This is a genomic window from Methylobacterium terricola (assembly GCF_006151805.1).
Lineage (GTDB): Bacteria > Pseudomonadota > Alphaproteobacteria > Rhizobiales > Beijerinckiaceae > Methylobacterium > Methylobacterium terricola.
Window position 1 is genome coordinate 431,786 of record NZ_VDDA01000001.1, and the last position, 13,031, is coordinate 444,816.

Consider the following 13,031-nt stretch of genomic DNA (forward strand, 5'->3'; position numbering starts at 1 on the left):
CCCTGTTCGGAACGATGCCAAGCTAGGTGGCGCAGGGCTCGGCCATGGCCAGAGGTGGCGTGAGGATGAAAACCGGGTGCGACAGCGTGGTCGCGATCCGGTGGCCGCCGATCCCCGTGCGGCTGCGGTGCCGCTCCCGCCTCATGAGGGGTCGGGAACCGCCCTCACCATCAGGGCCGCCCGGGCGCCGTAGCCCGGGGGTGCGGCCTGCGGGACCGCCTGGAAGCCGTGGCGGCGCCAGAATCCGGCGGCATCCCCGACCGCGACCAGCACCGCCTCGGGCAGGCGGCGGCGCGCCGCCTCACCGAGCATCAGCCCGACGATCGCGGCGGCGGCGCCGCGCCCCCTGGCCCGCGGGTCCAGCGCGACGTCGTGGATGCACCAGGCCTCCGCCGGCTCGGGCAGGGCGCCCACCAGCGTGTCGAGATCCGGCACCGACCGCGCCCGCCAGGGATGGCCGACGGCGTAGCCGACGAGCCCGTCCTCCGCCGCGAGGGCGAAGCAGCCCTCGGGGCACAGGGACAGGCGCTCGGCCATCACCGCGTCGTCCTCCGGGTAGTCCGGGTGGATGCGCGCGGCGAGGTGGGAGGCGGCGGGAAGGTCCGGCGCCCGTAACGGGCGCCAGCGCAAGGACAGCTCGCTCAGCGGGCGGCCTCGTACTTGAAGTCCGGCGCGGCCTGGAGCTGCGCCTTGGTCAGCCGCACCTCGGCCTCCGCCACCGTGCCGTCGCCGGTCGCCAGCACCGTGGCGCGGCCTCGCGCCGGGTCCGGGGCCGCGACCGAGCCGGTGGCGTCGTCGACGGTCCCGCTGCGCTTGGCCGGCACGGCGGCGAGCGCCTGGTCGGTCACGGCGGCGCCCGGCATGGTCTGCGGGCCGGCCGTCGCCGCGGCGGCGTCGCTCGGCGCCCGGTCCGGCGTGGTGTGGGAGGGCGGCGCCGCGGCGGCGGCGGCCCGCCCGGTGTTCCAGGCGAGCGCGTCGAACGGCACCGCGACCGATTTCTGGCCGATGCCGAGGAAGCCGCCGACGCCGATCACCACCGCGCGCACCCGGCCGTCCTCGGTGAGCAGCACGTCCTCGATCTCGCCGACCCGGACGTGGTCCATCCCGATCACCTTGACGCCGACGAGCTTCGAGGCCCGGAGGCTGCCGGGCTCCGGCCGGGTGAGGAAGCCCGCCGCGGGATTGGCGGGCGGCGCCGGCTGCTGGGCGAGGGCGGGGGCGGCGGCCAACATGGCGGCGAGGGGCAGCAGGGTGCGCAAGGCGGCGCGCATGGTGAATCTCCGGCGATTTCTGAAAGGGCGTCAGGCACTCAACGGGGCCGGGGCGAAGCGGTTCACCAGCGCAGCCGGTCGATCACGCCGCCGAGCGTCGCCTTCGCCTTCATGGCGGCGTTGAGCGCCCAATCCCGGGCCCGGGCGACCGCCCCGCGCGTGGCGCGGGCGCGGATGTCCGCCTCCTGTGCCGCCAGCATCGCGTGGACATAGGTGTCCTCCTGCGCCTTGCAGGCGGCGAGCGCCGCGCGTTGGGCCGCCCGCCGCTCCAGGCCGAGGGGCTGGCCGGCAAAGGCCTGGCGCACGCAGGCGTGCCAGCGCGCCTCAAGATCGGCGAGGCCGGTCTCCGCGGCCGCCGGCGCGCCGGCAAGAGCCAGCGCGAGCGGCGCCAGGCCCATGGAGGCCCACCGCAAAGTCACCGGTGCGATCCCTGCGACATGTCCTACGAGAACTCCCAAAACCGGTCGGCCGGCGCGGTGCCTCGAGGAGAACGCAAGATCTCCGGCAAAGTCGCGGCCGGGATCGACTTTGTGCGCTGGCGCACATCGGGCGCCGGACCCCGGCGGCTGGCGAGTGACGAATGTTGACATTCATCACTCGTCCGGTAGGTTGATCGACATGCGGCCGGGCCGGCCGCGATCCTGGGTTGAGCTCCGCCCCCTCGCTCCGCCAAGGCTCGTCGATCGGCCCGGCCGTACCCGTTTCCGCCCTCCGGCTTTACGCGGAGCGGCGCCTCTGGCATCGGCCTGCCATGTCGCTGCGTGCCTGCCTCGTCCTCGCCCTGCTCACCGGCCTCGCCGGCCTGGGGCTCCGCCTTGCGGTCCCGGTCACGCCGGTCGATCAGGATTACCGCGACGTCATCGCATATTATCGCGCGATGCCGGCGGGGACGGGGCACTAAAAGGCGACCAGGCATTCCGGAATAAAGCACGCCTCCCCTCTCCCGTGTGGGAGAGGGGTCGGGGGTGAGGGTGACACGCTTGCGTGTGAAGCTGTGATCGTCGTGCTGGCAGCTCGACGCTGGATGCTGGACCCAGAACCGTGTCACCCTCGCGCGATCTTCGATCGCCCCTACCCCTCTCCCACACCTTGCAGCGAGACCGGGCAAGCCCGGCATCGCCTGGAGAGGGGATCCCGCGACTGCGAATGACGACGATCCGTCAAGTCGTCAGCGAGTTATCGAGCCGTGGGCCCGATCTCCCGCCCCGCCGCTTCCGCCAGCTCCCGGAACCGCGCGCCGTCGAGCCCCAGCCCCCACGCCTCGTAGAGCAGCCGCCCGCCATTCGGCAGCGCGCCGAAATCGTAGTCCGGCGCCTCGCGAAACCGCTCCAGCGCGATCGGAAACTGGTTCAGGGTCGCGGCCTGGCTGGCATGGGCGGCGAACAGCGCGGCCTTGAACGCGCAATCCTCGGGGTCGAGGTGGAGCGCGATCGCCCGCCGCGGCGGCTCCGCCGGCAGGAAGCTGCCGGCGTCGAGCCCGTCCGGGCCGGCATGGTAGAACGGCATCTCGATGACCACGAGGCGATCCGGCCCGAGGAGCCGGCGGGCGCCCTGCAGGCCGAGCGCCACGGCGTCGTGGTCCGGGTGGCCGCCCTCGTAGGCGTGGGTCAGCGCCACCGTGATGCCGCGCTCGGCGAACAGCGCGGCGAGGCGCCGGGCGAGGGCGGCGATGCTCTCCGCCACGCCCTGGTCGGGCTGGCCGAGGGCGATGCGCCGCGCCGGGTCGATGCCGGCCAGCGTCAGCGCCGCGTCGCGCTCGGCATTCCGTGCCGCCGCGTAGGAGGCGGCGTCCGGAAAGCCGCGGCGCGCGGCGTCCCGCCCGTCGCGGGGCGCACCGTCGGTGACGTGAATCACGGTGAGGCCGGCGAGGCGCGGCAGCTGGGCGCCGCAGCCGATGCTCTCGTCGTCCGGGTGCGCCACCACGAGCGCGGCGTCATGCGCCGCGACCGGCCCGCAGGCCGGGTCGGCGAGGGCCGCGAGGAACCTTTCGGCGGCCGGCGAGGTCGGGGCGATCCGGGTCATCGGCCTCAGATCGCCGGCTGGGGGCCGAGGGCCGGCCCGGGCCGGATCATCCCGGCATAGCGCCGGACCATCGCCGCGCAGAATTCGGCGAATTCCTCCTTCACCTGCGGCGGGCTGGTGTGGTGGGGGGCGATGCCCCGGTGCTCGGGGGTGAAGCAGAAGGTCACGGTCACGTCGAACTCCGCCAGGGCCTCCATCTGCCGGTCGAACCAGTCGAGGGCGTTCGGCCGGAACGAGTCGGCCCAGGACAGGCCGGTGCGGAGATACGTCACCCCGAGCCGCCGCATCCAGGCCACCGCCTCGTCGAGGCGGTGATCCTGATAATGGAACCACTGGCACAGGCCCAGGGCCGGGGTGTGGCGGGCGAAGTGCTCCAGCGCGGGCTTCGGCGTGCCGTCCTCGCGCAGGAGCCCCATGTAGAAGTGCCGGTAATAGGACGAGCCCTCCGCCTCCCGGTGCCGGGTGGTGGCGCCCCAGGCCTGCGGCAGGTCGTAGAGGCTGTACCAGTGGATCCGCGGCGCCCGGCCGACCAGCAGTTCGGCGGTGCGGTCGACCCCGAAGACCTGCACCTCCTCGGCGCCGAAGGTCGAGACGCCGACTTCCGTCACCCAGATCGGCTTGTCCGTCACCGCCCGGATCTCCGCGATCTTCTCCGGCCATTCGTGGATCTGCCACAGGTTCCAGTCGAGCGGGAAACCGTGCACCGCCACCACGTCGACGTGGTCGAGGGCGCGGCGGCCGTCGAGCAGGCGGATGAAGGTCGGGTCGATCGGCGAGATGCCGCCCAGCACGGTCGGCAGGTGCGGGGCCTCCGCCTTGATGGCCCGGGCCGCGCAATCCAGGGTGTCGGCGAACAGCGACCAGCCCGGATCGATCTCGGGATCCCAGTGCGACTTGTTGTTGGGCTCGTTCCAGATCATCGCCGCTTCGATCATGCGGACCTCGGGCTCACACAGGCGGGGGGTATGATGGGCCCGTCATGGAGGCATGGCGGGCGCGGTGCAAGCGGTCCGCGGCCCCTTGGCCTGCCGGCCGGACCGGGTCTATCCTTGCGTCAGATCCTCGGTCCTGCGGCGAGCGGGCCGGGAGGGGAGGCCGGTCGACATGCTTCGTATCGGGTTGCGCGCGGCGCGCGGGTTCCGGGCGGACGATCCCGCCGAGGAGGGCGTCGTGCTGGGGCGGCGGGCGCTGCTCAAGAGGGCATGCACCTGCGCCGCCATGGCCTTCCTGCCGCGAGCCGCCGCGGCGCAGGCCGGGGGCGCGGCGGCGCCCGTCCGGCCCGTCCACGGCGACCTCGACGCGGCGGCGCGCGAGGTCGAGGCGGCGATGATCGCCTGGCGGCGCGACATCCACGCCAATCCGGAACTCGGCAACCGCGAGCACCGCACCGCCGCCCTGGTGGCCAAGCACCTGCGGGGACTCGGCTACGAGGTGCGCGAGGGCGTCGGCCGCACCGGCGTGGTCGCGGTGCTCACGGGCGGGGGCGGGCCCGGCCCGGTCGTGGCGCTCAGGGCCGACATGGACGCGCTGCCGGTGCGCGAGGAGGTCGACCTGCCCTTCGCCTCGAAGGCCCGGGCCGCCTGGGGCGGTCAGGAGGTCGGCGTGATGCACGCCTGCGGCCACGATTGCCACGTGGCGATCCTGATGGCGGCGGCCCAGGTGCTCTCGGCCCGGCGCGACCGCCTGCCCGGCGCGATCAAGCTGCTGTTCCAGCCCGCCGAGGAGGGCACGGTCGGGGAGGGCGTCTGCGGCGCCCGCCTGATGGTGGACGAGGGCGCGATGCGCGACCCGAAGCCCGACATGGTGTTCGGCCTGCACGTCTCGAGCGCGCTGCCGGTGGGCAGCGTCGGCTACCGGCCCGGCAACGCCATGGCGGGCGCCGACCGCTTCCAGATCAAGGTGACCGGGCGCCAGACCCACGGCGCGATGCCGTGGAACGGCGTCGACCCGATCGTGATCGGCTCGACCATCGTCACCACGCTCCAGACCGTGGTCAGCCGCGAGACCGACGTGGCGCGCAGCCCCGCGGTGCTCAGCGTCGGCATCTTCAAGGGGGGATTGCGCAACAACATCATCCCGGAGACCGCGGAACTTGAGGGCACGCTCCGGACCTTCAGCGAGGCGCAGCGCGCCACCGCCAAGCGCCGGGTGACCGAGATCGCCCAGTTGATCGCGAGCGGCATGAACGGCAAGGCCGAGGTGACCTGGGACGAGAACGGCTATCCCCCGCTCCAGAACGACGCCAAGCTCACCGCCGCCTGCGCCCCGACGCTGACGCGCCTCTTCGGCGAGCATGCCCGGCTCGTCGACCCCGCCATGGCGAGCGAGGACTTCCCATATTTCGCGCGTGAGGCGCCGGGCTTCTTCTACTTCGTCGGCATCACGGCGCCGGGCACTGACCCAGCGAAGGCGGCGCCCAACCACTCGCCGCGCTTCCGGGTCGACGAGGCCGGACTGATGACGGGCCTGCGCGCCACCCTGCACCTCGTGGCGGACGCGACCGGGATGGCGTGAGGCCTTGATTCCTGGAAGCATTCCGAAGAACAGCCCGTTGTCCCTGCGGCGTGACGGCCACGCAGACCCCGCTTGTGCGGCGACGCCTTGACGGCGATGCCGCACCTGCGAGATGACCGCTCCCAAACCCAGAACCGTCGATCCGTCGAACGCCTTCAGGATTCCTGGCACGATGAGCAACTTCAACGAGGAGCGCGTCCTGTCCGTCCATCACTGGACCGACTCGCTCTTCAGCTTCCGCACCACCCGCGACCCGTCGTTCCGCTTCCGCAACGGCGAGTTCACGATGATCGGCCTCAAGGGCGAGGGCAAGCCGCTGCTGCGCGCCTACAGCGTGGTCAGCGCCAACTACGAGGAAGAGCTGGAGTTCTTCTCCATCAAGGTGGCCAACGGCCCGCTCACCTCGAAGCTGCAGCACCTCAAGGTCGGCGACCCGATCGTGGTCAGCCGCAAGGCGACCGGCACCCTGGTGCTCGACAACCTGATGCCCGGCCGCAACCTCTACCTGCTCGGCACCGGCACCGGCCTCGCCCCGTTCCTGGCGATCATCAAGGACCCGGAGACCTACGAGCGCTTCGAGAAGGTCGTGCTCGTCCATGGCTGCCGCCAGGTCCAGGAGCTCGCCTACGGCGAGACGATCACCGAGACGCTGCCGAACCACGAGCTGATCGGCGAGATGGTCCGCGACCAGCTGATCTACTACCCGACGGTGACCCGCGAGCCGTTCCGCAACCGCGGCCGGATCACCGACCTGATGACCTCGGGCAAGCTCTTCTCCGATATCGGCCTGCCGATGATGTCGCGCGAGGCCGACCGCTTCATGCTCTGCGGCAGCCCCGACATGATCCGCGACACCCGCGACCTGCTCGCCGGTGCGGACTACGTCGAGGGCAACCACGGCGAGGCCGGGCACTACGTCATCGAGAAGGCCTTCGTCGAGAAGTAGCCGTGTGATACGCGGGAGGTGCCGGGAGACCTGCGGGGAGACCTGACCGTGCGCATCCTGCTGATCAATCCCAACACCACGGCCGCCGTCACCGAGCAGGCGGCGGCCCATGTCCGGCGCCTGATCCCGGTCGAGATCGTGCCGGTCACCGGCCGCTTCGGCGCCCGCTATATCGCCAGCCGCGCCGCCGCCGCCATCGCCGGCCACGCCGCCCTCGACGCGCTCGCGGCCCATGTCGCGGGGTGCGATGCGGTCTACCTCGCCTGTTTCGGCGATCCGGGGCTTCTGGCGCTGAAGGAAGTCTCGCCGGTGCCGGTCGTCGGCATGGCGGAGGGCGCTTTGCACCTTGCCTGCACCCGCGGGCGCCGCGTCGGCATCGTCACCGGCGGCGTCCTGTGGAAGCCGATGCTGACCGAATTCGTGGCGATGCTCGGCCTCTCCGAGCGCCTCGCCGGCATCCGCACCGTCGCCCCCACCGGCGGCGAGATCGCCCGCGATCCCGATGCCGCCATCGGCCGCCTGGCCGCCGCCTGCCGCGACTGCGCCGAGATCGACGGCGCCGACGTGGTGGTGCTCGGCGGCGCGGCGCTCGCGGGCCTCGCCGAGCGGGTGCAGCCCGGCGTGCCGGTGCCGGTGATCTGCTCGGTCGAGGCCGGGGCGCGGGCGGTCATCGCCGCCGCGGGGCTCGCCGGGGCGCGGCCGGTGCTGCCGGCGACCGAGAGCGTCGGGCTGTCGGAGGAGCTGGCGGGGCTGCTGCGGGTTCGGAATTAGACGCAGGATCCCCTCTCCCATGTGGGAGAGGGGTAGGGGTGAGGGTGATACGCTTCCGTGCGAAGCAATAAGCGTCGTGCTGGCAGCGGAACGGTCGAAACTCGACTCAGGACCGTAGCACCCTCACCCCTGACCCCTCTCCCACACGGGAGAGGGGATCCCGCGCTTTACCGTGACCGTGAGTGTCCCCGGCCGTCACCCCGGCACCATCCCCTCCGGCAGCCCGATCGCGTGATCCGCGATGTCGCCCGCCCGGGTGATCCACACCTCGTCCCGATGTTGCGCGATATGCGCCAGCGCCCGCCGCAGCGGTCGCAGGCGGTGCGGCTGGCCGACGAGATAGGGGTGGAGGGCGATGCCCATCACCAGGGGCGCGGCGGACGACGCGGTCCGCATCTCCTCGAAGGTGTCGACGATCATCTCGGCGAACTGCGCCCCCGAATCCTTGCGCCCGACGATCGACGGGATGTCGTTCAGCTCCTGCGGGTAGGGCACCGAGAGGATGCGCCCGCCGCCGCGGGTCGAAAACCAGGTCGGCTGGTCGTCGTGGCACCAGTCGAGGAGGTAGCGGTAGCCGGCCTCCGCCAGCAGGTCCGGGGTCGTGCGGCTCTGCGAGATCCAGGGGCCGAGCCAGCCCCCCGGGGCCTTGCCCTCCTCCCGCGTCAGGATCGCGGTGGCCTCGGCGATCAGCCGCCGCTCCTCGTCCTCCGGCAGGGTGCCCTGGCGCTCGGCATTGGTGCGGCCGTGCCCCACGACCTCGTCGCCGCGGAGGCGGAAGACGTCCATCAGGCCGGGACACTCGGCGTAGATGCGGCTGTTGACCAGGATCGAGGCCGGCAGGGCGAGCTCGTCGAACAGCTCGGCGAGGCGAAACACCCCGACGCGGTTGCCCCAGTCGCGCCAGGCATAATTCAGCACGTCGGGCTGCGGCCCCCCCGGCGCCAGCTCGGCCCCGAGGCCGCCGCCGAACGCGAAGCACTCGATATTGAGCGCGACGTAGACCGCGAGCCGTGTCCCGCCCGGCCACGCATAGGTGGGTCGGTGCGGCAGCGGGCTGTAGGCGTAGCGCCCATGCGGGCGGGTCTCGTCGCTCATGAATGTCCCCTTACTGCTGCGCGGGCGGGGGCGCGTCGGCCGGCAGGAGGATGCCCGGCACGACACTCCCCTCGGGGCCGTACTCCCCGGCCACCGCCCGGCAGGCGGCGTCCCGGTTCTGCATCATCTGGTTCGACATCAGGGTGAAGATCGTCTGCACCTTGGCGCCGAACGGGCCGCGGGGCGGGCGCACGTCCTCGATCGTCACCTGGTAGCGTGCCAGCAGCGCCTCGAACGGCGCCGTGCCGATGCGGTAGCCGCAGACATTGGCCGCCGCGAACACGTAGGCCGCCGTCTCCAGCGCCCGCGGCGGCGGCGCGTTGCGGATGCCCTGCGCGGCGGCCGGCCCGCAGGCGAGGGCGAGGGCGGCGAGGAGCAGGGTCGGGCGCATGGCGGGGATCCTCCGGACGGTGCCGCACGGTCTGACTGCCGGGCTTTTCGGCACGCCCGCGAGATAGCGCGGCCCGCCCGAGGCGCCAGGGGGACGAAAGGCCGGAACCTGCCTCCTCCCCACCCCTTTCCCGGACGGCCGAGGCGATCGCGGACGGCGATCCGGGAGCCAGCCCGAGGAGACGCGAAACGTCCTTGTGTCTGCAACCTGCAGCATTCTGCGCCGCGGCGCGGCAAGTCTTGCGTCCGGGCCCCGGATCTCCCCTCGCTGGCGCTCCAGGCGTGCGGGAAGGCGCGTGGGCCTTGTCGCGCGGGGATCTTGCCGTTGGTCTGGCGGGGCATCGCAAGCCGCCCTTCGAAAAAACTGCCCACCAGTATCGCTCCGGCCCATGGCCGCCCCTGGACCCGGACCTATCTCGCCCCGGACAGGGCGGGCGACGAGGACGCATGACCACGACCTTCTTCCTGGTGCGGCACGCCGCGCACGACCGGCTCGGCCGCGTCCTGTGCGGGCGGATGCCCGGGGTGACGCTCGGGCGCGAGGGGAGGGCGCAGGCGGCGGCTCTGGCCGAGCGCTTGGCCGGTGAAGGGCTGGCAGCCGTCTATGCCTCGCCGCTCGAACGGGCGCAGGAGACCGCCGCCCCGCTGAGCGCCCGGACGGGGCTCCCGCTCCAGACCCTGCCGGCCCTGAACGAGATCGATTTCGGCGCCTGGGCCGGGCGGGACTTCGAGGCCCTGCACGGCGACCCGGTCTGGACCGGCTGGAACCAGGCCCGCCACGTCACCCGGCCGCCGGGCGGCGAGACGGCGCTGGAGGCGCAAGCCCGCGCGCTGCGCGGCCTCGAGGACCTGCGGCATCGCCACGGCGCGGCCCGCCTCGCCCTCGTCAGCCACGCCGACGTGATCAAGCTCGTCATCGCCCACGCCCTCGGGCTCGGCGCCGACGCGATGCAGCGCTTCGAGGTCGGCCCGGCCTCGGTGAGCGTGCTGGTCGTCGGCGACTGGGGCGCCAAGGTCGAGAGCCTGAACGAGCGCGTCGTCCCGAAGGAGCCGGCATGACCGACGAGAGCTTGCGCAAGAGAGCCGAGGCCCTGGGGCCCTGGTTCCACAACATCGAGATCGCGCCCGGCGTGTTCACCGCGCCCGACCACTTCCTCGGCGACTACCCGATGGTGAAGTGGCGCGGCTTCGCCGACGCCGTGCCGGCGGACCTCACGGGGAAGACGGTGCTCGACATCGGCTGCAATGCCGGCTTCTACGCCGTCGAGATGAAGCGGCGCGGCGCCGCCCGGGTGCTCGGGATCGACGAGGACGAGCGCTACCTGAGCCAAGCCCGCTTCGTCGCCGCGGCGCTGGGCGCCGAGATCGAGTTCCGCACCCTCTCGGTCTACGACGTCGGGGCGCTGGGCGAGCGGTTCGACGTCGTGCTGTTCATGGGCGTGCTCTACCACCTGCGCCATCCGCTCCTCGCCCTCGACCTGATCCACACCCACGTCGCCGGCGACCTGATGGTGTTCCAGTCGATGCAGCGGGGCGCGAAGACCGTGGCGCCGGTCGCAGACGACTACGATTTCTTCGAGACCGGCCATTTCGACGATCCGGGCTACCCGAAGCTGCACTTCATCGAGCGGAACTATGCCGGCGACCCGACCAACTGGTGGGCACCCAACCGCGCCGGCACCGAGGCGATGCTGCGGGCCGCAGGCTTCCGCATCGAGGCGCATCCGGAGGAGGAGGTCTATCTCTGCCGCCGGACCGCGACCCCGGCCGATTGCCGGCCGGTCTACCCGGCGCGGCCGCCGGCTTGAGCGGTACACGGGGCTGATGCGCGTCCTATAACGGGCGCAAGGGCACGCGGCTTGCCACGCTTGCGGTGCCCTCGAAGGACCCGCGCGCCCGTGACCCCTCCCGCCCGATGAAGCTCACGATCCGCCGCGGTACCCTGCGCGAGCCGGGCCCCGACCTCGCCCGGCTGCCGGTGGCGCCGGACCTCACCGGCATCAACATCGCCGAGGGCCTGCGGGCCGCGGTCGCCTTCGCGAGCATCGTCCTGCTCGATCTCTGGCTGCACTGGCCGCCGCTCCTCATCATGGCGCTCGCGGCCAACCTCACCTGCTTCTGCGACATCGGCGGGCCGATCCGGCCGCGCCTGCGGGCGCTTCTCGCCTTCGCGGGCCTCGGCGGCCTGTTCTGGGGCGCCTTCGGGGTGATGGAGGGCCATGGGCCGGCCCTGGTGCTGCCGGTGGCGCTCGTCGTCATCTTCGGCTGCACCTTCGCGCGGGTCTGGGGCGTGCCGGCCCAGACCGTCGGCAACGTCCTGGTGGTGGTGCTGTGCCTCGCCCTCGACCGGGCGCTCAGCGTCGAGCAGGCCCTGGTCGTCACCGGCATGTTCTGGGCCGGGGGGCTGTGGGCCGCCTTCCTCACCCTGGTGGTGTGGCGGCTCCATCCCTACCGGCCGGCGCATGCGGCGATCGGGGGCGTCTGGCGCGGGCTCTCGCGCCTCGCCCGCGACCTGCGCCGGCTCTCGACCGATCCGGACAGCGCCAGCCTCCACGATACAGGGCTGGCGGTCTGGGAGGCCCATGCCCGGGGTCACCGCCGGGCGGTGCGCGACGCGATCGAGGCCGCCCGCACCCTGGTGCTCGACCTCGCCCGCAGCCGCGCCCGGCTCTCGGAGCGCAACGCCCGGGCGCTGATCCGGCTCGAGGCGGCCGAGCAGCTGTTCGGCGTGATGATTGCCCTGTCGGACTACCTGGAGCGGGCCACGCCGGCGCAGCGGGCGGAGGCCGCCAGGCTCCTGCGCCTGCTGCCGCCGATGCTGAAGATCTTGAGCCGGGCGATCCGCCGCGACCGCCCGGTGGACCTCAGGCGCATCGAGCGGGCGCTTGCCCGGGCGAAGCCCGCTCCCGACGCCGATCCCGCCTTCCGGCGGATGGCCGGGCGCATCCTCGACCGGGTGCGGATCGGCGCCAAGCTGTCGGGGCCGGAGGACCTGGCCGGCAGCGGGGGACTTGCCGGCGCGCCGGCCCCGCCCTGGCGCGAGACCGTGCTGCAGCCCTTGCGCGCCAACCTGACCTGGTCCTCGGCCAATCTCCGTCACGCCGTGCGGGCGACCGTGGTGGCGGTGCCGGCGCTCGCCGTCACCTTCTGGTGGCCCGGCCCGTTCACCCACTGGCTCACCATCACCGTGGTGCTGACGATGCAGCCCTTCTATGCCGCCACCTGGCAGCGGGCGCTGGAGCGCATCGGCGGCACGGTGCTGGGCGGCGTGATCGGGGCGGTGCTCGCCTTCTACGCCACGTCGCCGGTCATCCTCGCCCTGATGATGGTGCCGCTAAGCGTGATCGGCTTCGCCGCCCGCGGCGTCAGCTACGGCACCTTCATCGCCTGCCTGACGCCGCTCATCGTGGTGCTGGTGGAGCTGGTCGAGCCCGGGCATTCGTCCTGGGAGATCGTCGGGATGCGGGCCCTGTTCACGGTGCTCGGCGGCGTCGTGGCGGTGCTGGCCGGCCTGCTGCTCTGGCCGCTCTGGGAGCCCGGCCGGGTGCGCGACGCGCTGCGGACCGCGCTCCAGACCCATGCCCGCTACGCCGAGGCCGTGGTGGCCGAGCGCCTCGGCGAGGGCCCGGTGGCGGCGGCCGAGACCGCCGCCCGGGCGGCGGGGCTCGCCAGCAACAACCTGGAAGCGGCCCTGTCCCGCGCCCTGCAGGAGCCGCGCCGCCGCGGCCATTCCCGCATCGAGGCCGCGATGGTCGCCGACGCCACCCTGCGCCGCATGGCCGGCCGTCTGGCGATCCTGCGCCACGAGCCGGAGCCTGCGGAGACCGAGGCCGTGACGTGGCGGGCCTGGCGGGAGTGGCTGGCCGGAGCGCTCGCCGCGACCGCCTCCGGCGACCGGCTGCCGCCGAAGCCCGAGGGGGCGGAGTCGGCGGCCTTCGGGCGCATCGCGGCGCAGGTCGAGTTGCTGGCCGCGACGCTGAAGCGGGCGGGGATCGGCGGGCGGGAGGCGGCGTGAGGGCGGG

At 73.0% G+C, this 13,031-nt stretch carries 14 protein-coding genes; 7 read left to right on the top strand and 7 right to left on the bottom strand.

Annotated elements, in window-relative coordinates; genetic code table 11:
* Nucleotides 1-141: 141 nt before the first annotated feature.
* The 3 genes from FF100_RS01920 to FF100_RS01930 form a co-directional block, all read right to left on the bottom strand.
* Nucleotides 142-630, bottom strand: a complete 489-nt coding sequence (locus FF100_RS01920; protein ID WP_139033864.1) for a GNAT family N-acetyltransferase — start codon at nucleotides 628-630, stop codon at nucleotides 142-144.
* 11 nt (nucleotides 631-641) lie between these two features.
* Entirely contained in the window at nucleotides 642-1,271 is a 630-nt protein-coding gene (locus tag FF100_RS01925; RefSeq protein WP_139033865.1) for a PRC-barrel domain-containing protein, read from the bottom strand.
* Nucleotides 1,272-1,333: 62 nt separating this feature from the next.
* On the bottom strand, nucleotides 1,334-1,690 hold the full coding sequence (locus FF100_RS01930) for a hypothetical protein (protein WP_139033866.1): 357 nt from the start codon (nucleotides 1,688-1,690) through the stop codon (nucleotides 1,334-1,336).
* 332 nt (nucleotides 1,691-2,022) lie between these two features.
* Between FF100_RS01930 and FF100_RS36850 the strand changes: the two genes are divergently transcribed.
* A complete protein-coding gene (locus tag FF100_RS36850) occupies nucleotides 2,023-2,172 on the top strand; it encodes a hypothetical protein (protein WP_171070014.1) in 150 nt (49 codons plus the stop codon).
* A gap of 275 nt (nucleotides 2,173-2,447) precedes the next feature.
* Here the strand turns inward: FF100_RS36850 and FF100_RS01935 are convergent, their stop codons facing one another.
* Both FF100_RS01935 and FF100_RS01940 read right to left on the bottom strand, forming a co-directional pair.
* The gene (locus FF100_RS01935; RefSeq protein ID WP_139033867.1) at nucleotides 2,448-3,293 is read right to left on the bottom strand and encodes a PIG-L deacetylase family protein; all 846 of its coding nucleotides are present in this window, start codon (nucleotides 3,291-3,293) and stop codon (nucleotides 2,448-2,450) included.
* A gap of 5 nt (nucleotides 3,294-3,298) precedes the next feature.
* Nucleotides 3,299-4,228 (bottom strand): glycoside hydrolase 5 family protein, encoded by a 930-nt coding sequence (locus FF100_RS01940; protein WP_139033868.1) that lies wholly within the window; start codon nucleotides 4,226-4,228, stop codon nucleotides 3,299-3,301.
* Between the two features lie 169 nt (nucleotides 4,229-4,397).
* Here FF100_RS01940 and FF100_RS01945 point away from each other — a divergent pair, with 169 nt between their 5' ends.
* The 3 genes from FF100_RS01945 to FF100_RS01955 all read left to right on the top strand — a co-directional run bounded on the left by FF100_RS01945 (nucleotide 4,398) and on the right by FF100_RS01955 (nucleotide 7,524).
* The gene (locus tag FF100_RS01945; RefSeq protein WP_139033869.1) at nucleotides 4,398-5,807 is read left to right on the top strand and encodes an amidohydrolase; all 1,410 of its coding nucleotides are present in this window, start codon (nucleotides 4,398-4,400) and stop codon (nucleotides 5,805-5,807) included.
* 172 nt (nucleotides 5,808-5,979) lie between these two features.
* Nucleotides 5,980-6,753 carry a ferredoxin--NADP reductase gene (locus tag FF100_RS01950; RefSeq protein ID WP_139033870.1) on the top strand — a complete coding sequence of 258 codons (774 nt, stop codon included), beginning with the start codon at nucleotides 5,980-5,982 and terminating at the stop codon, nucleotides 6,751-6,753.
* A 48-nt stretch (nucleotides 6,754-6,801) separates the two neighbouring features.
* Complete coding sequence (locus FF100_RS01955) at nucleotides 6,802-7,524, top strand: aspartate/glutamate racemase family protein (RefSeq protein ID WP_139033871.1); 723 nt, start codon at nucleotides 6,802-6,804, stop codon at nucleotides 7,522-7,524.
* A gap of 195 nt (nucleotides 7,525-7,719) precedes the next feature.
* Here the strand turns inward: FF100_RS01955 and FF100_RS01960 are convergent, their stop codons facing one another.
* Complete coding sequence (locus FF100_RS01960; protein WP_139033872.1) at nucleotides 7,720-8,619, bottom strand: polysaccharide deacetylase family protein; 900 nt, start codon at nucleotides 8,617-8,619, stop codon at nucleotides 7,720-7,722.
* Between the two features lie 10 nt (nucleotides 8,620-8,629).
* Nucleotides 8,630-9,010: a hypothetical protein gene (locus tag FF100_RS01965; RefSeq protein WP_139033873.1), complete on the bottom strand. Its 381-nt coding sequence runs from the start codon at nucleotides 9,008-9,010 to the stop codon at nucleotides 8,630-8,632.
* A 446-nt stretch (nucleotides 9,011-9,456) separates the two neighbouring features.
* Here FF100_RS01965 and FF100_RS01970 point away from each other — a divergent pair, with 446 nt between their 5' ends.
* The 3 genes from FF100_RS01970 to FF100_RS01980 all read left to right on the top strand — a co-directional run bounded on the left by FF100_RS01970 (nucleotide 9,457) and on the right by FF100_RS01980 (nucleotide 13,024).
* Entirely contained in the window at nucleotides 9,457-10,068 is a 612-nt protein-coding gene (locus FF100_RS01970) for a histidine phosphatase family protein (RefSeq protein ID WP_139033874.1), read from the top strand.
* Entirely contained in the window at nucleotides 10,065-10,817 is a 753-nt protein-coding gene (locus FF100_RS01975) for a TIGR04290 family methyltransferase (protein WP_139033875.1), read from the top strand. The genes FF100_RS01970 and FF100_RS01975 overlap by 4 nt, the downstream gene beginning before the upstream one ends.
* A 107-nt stretch (nucleotides 10,818-10,924) precedes the next feature.
* Nucleotides 10,925-13,024: an FUSC family protein gene (locus FF100_RS01980; protein ID WP_139033876.1), complete on the top strand. Its 2,100-nt coding sequence runs from the start codon at nucleotides 10,925-10,927 to the stop codon at nucleotides 13,022-13,024.
* The last annotated feature ends 7 nt before the right edge of the window (nucleotides 13,025-13,031 follow it).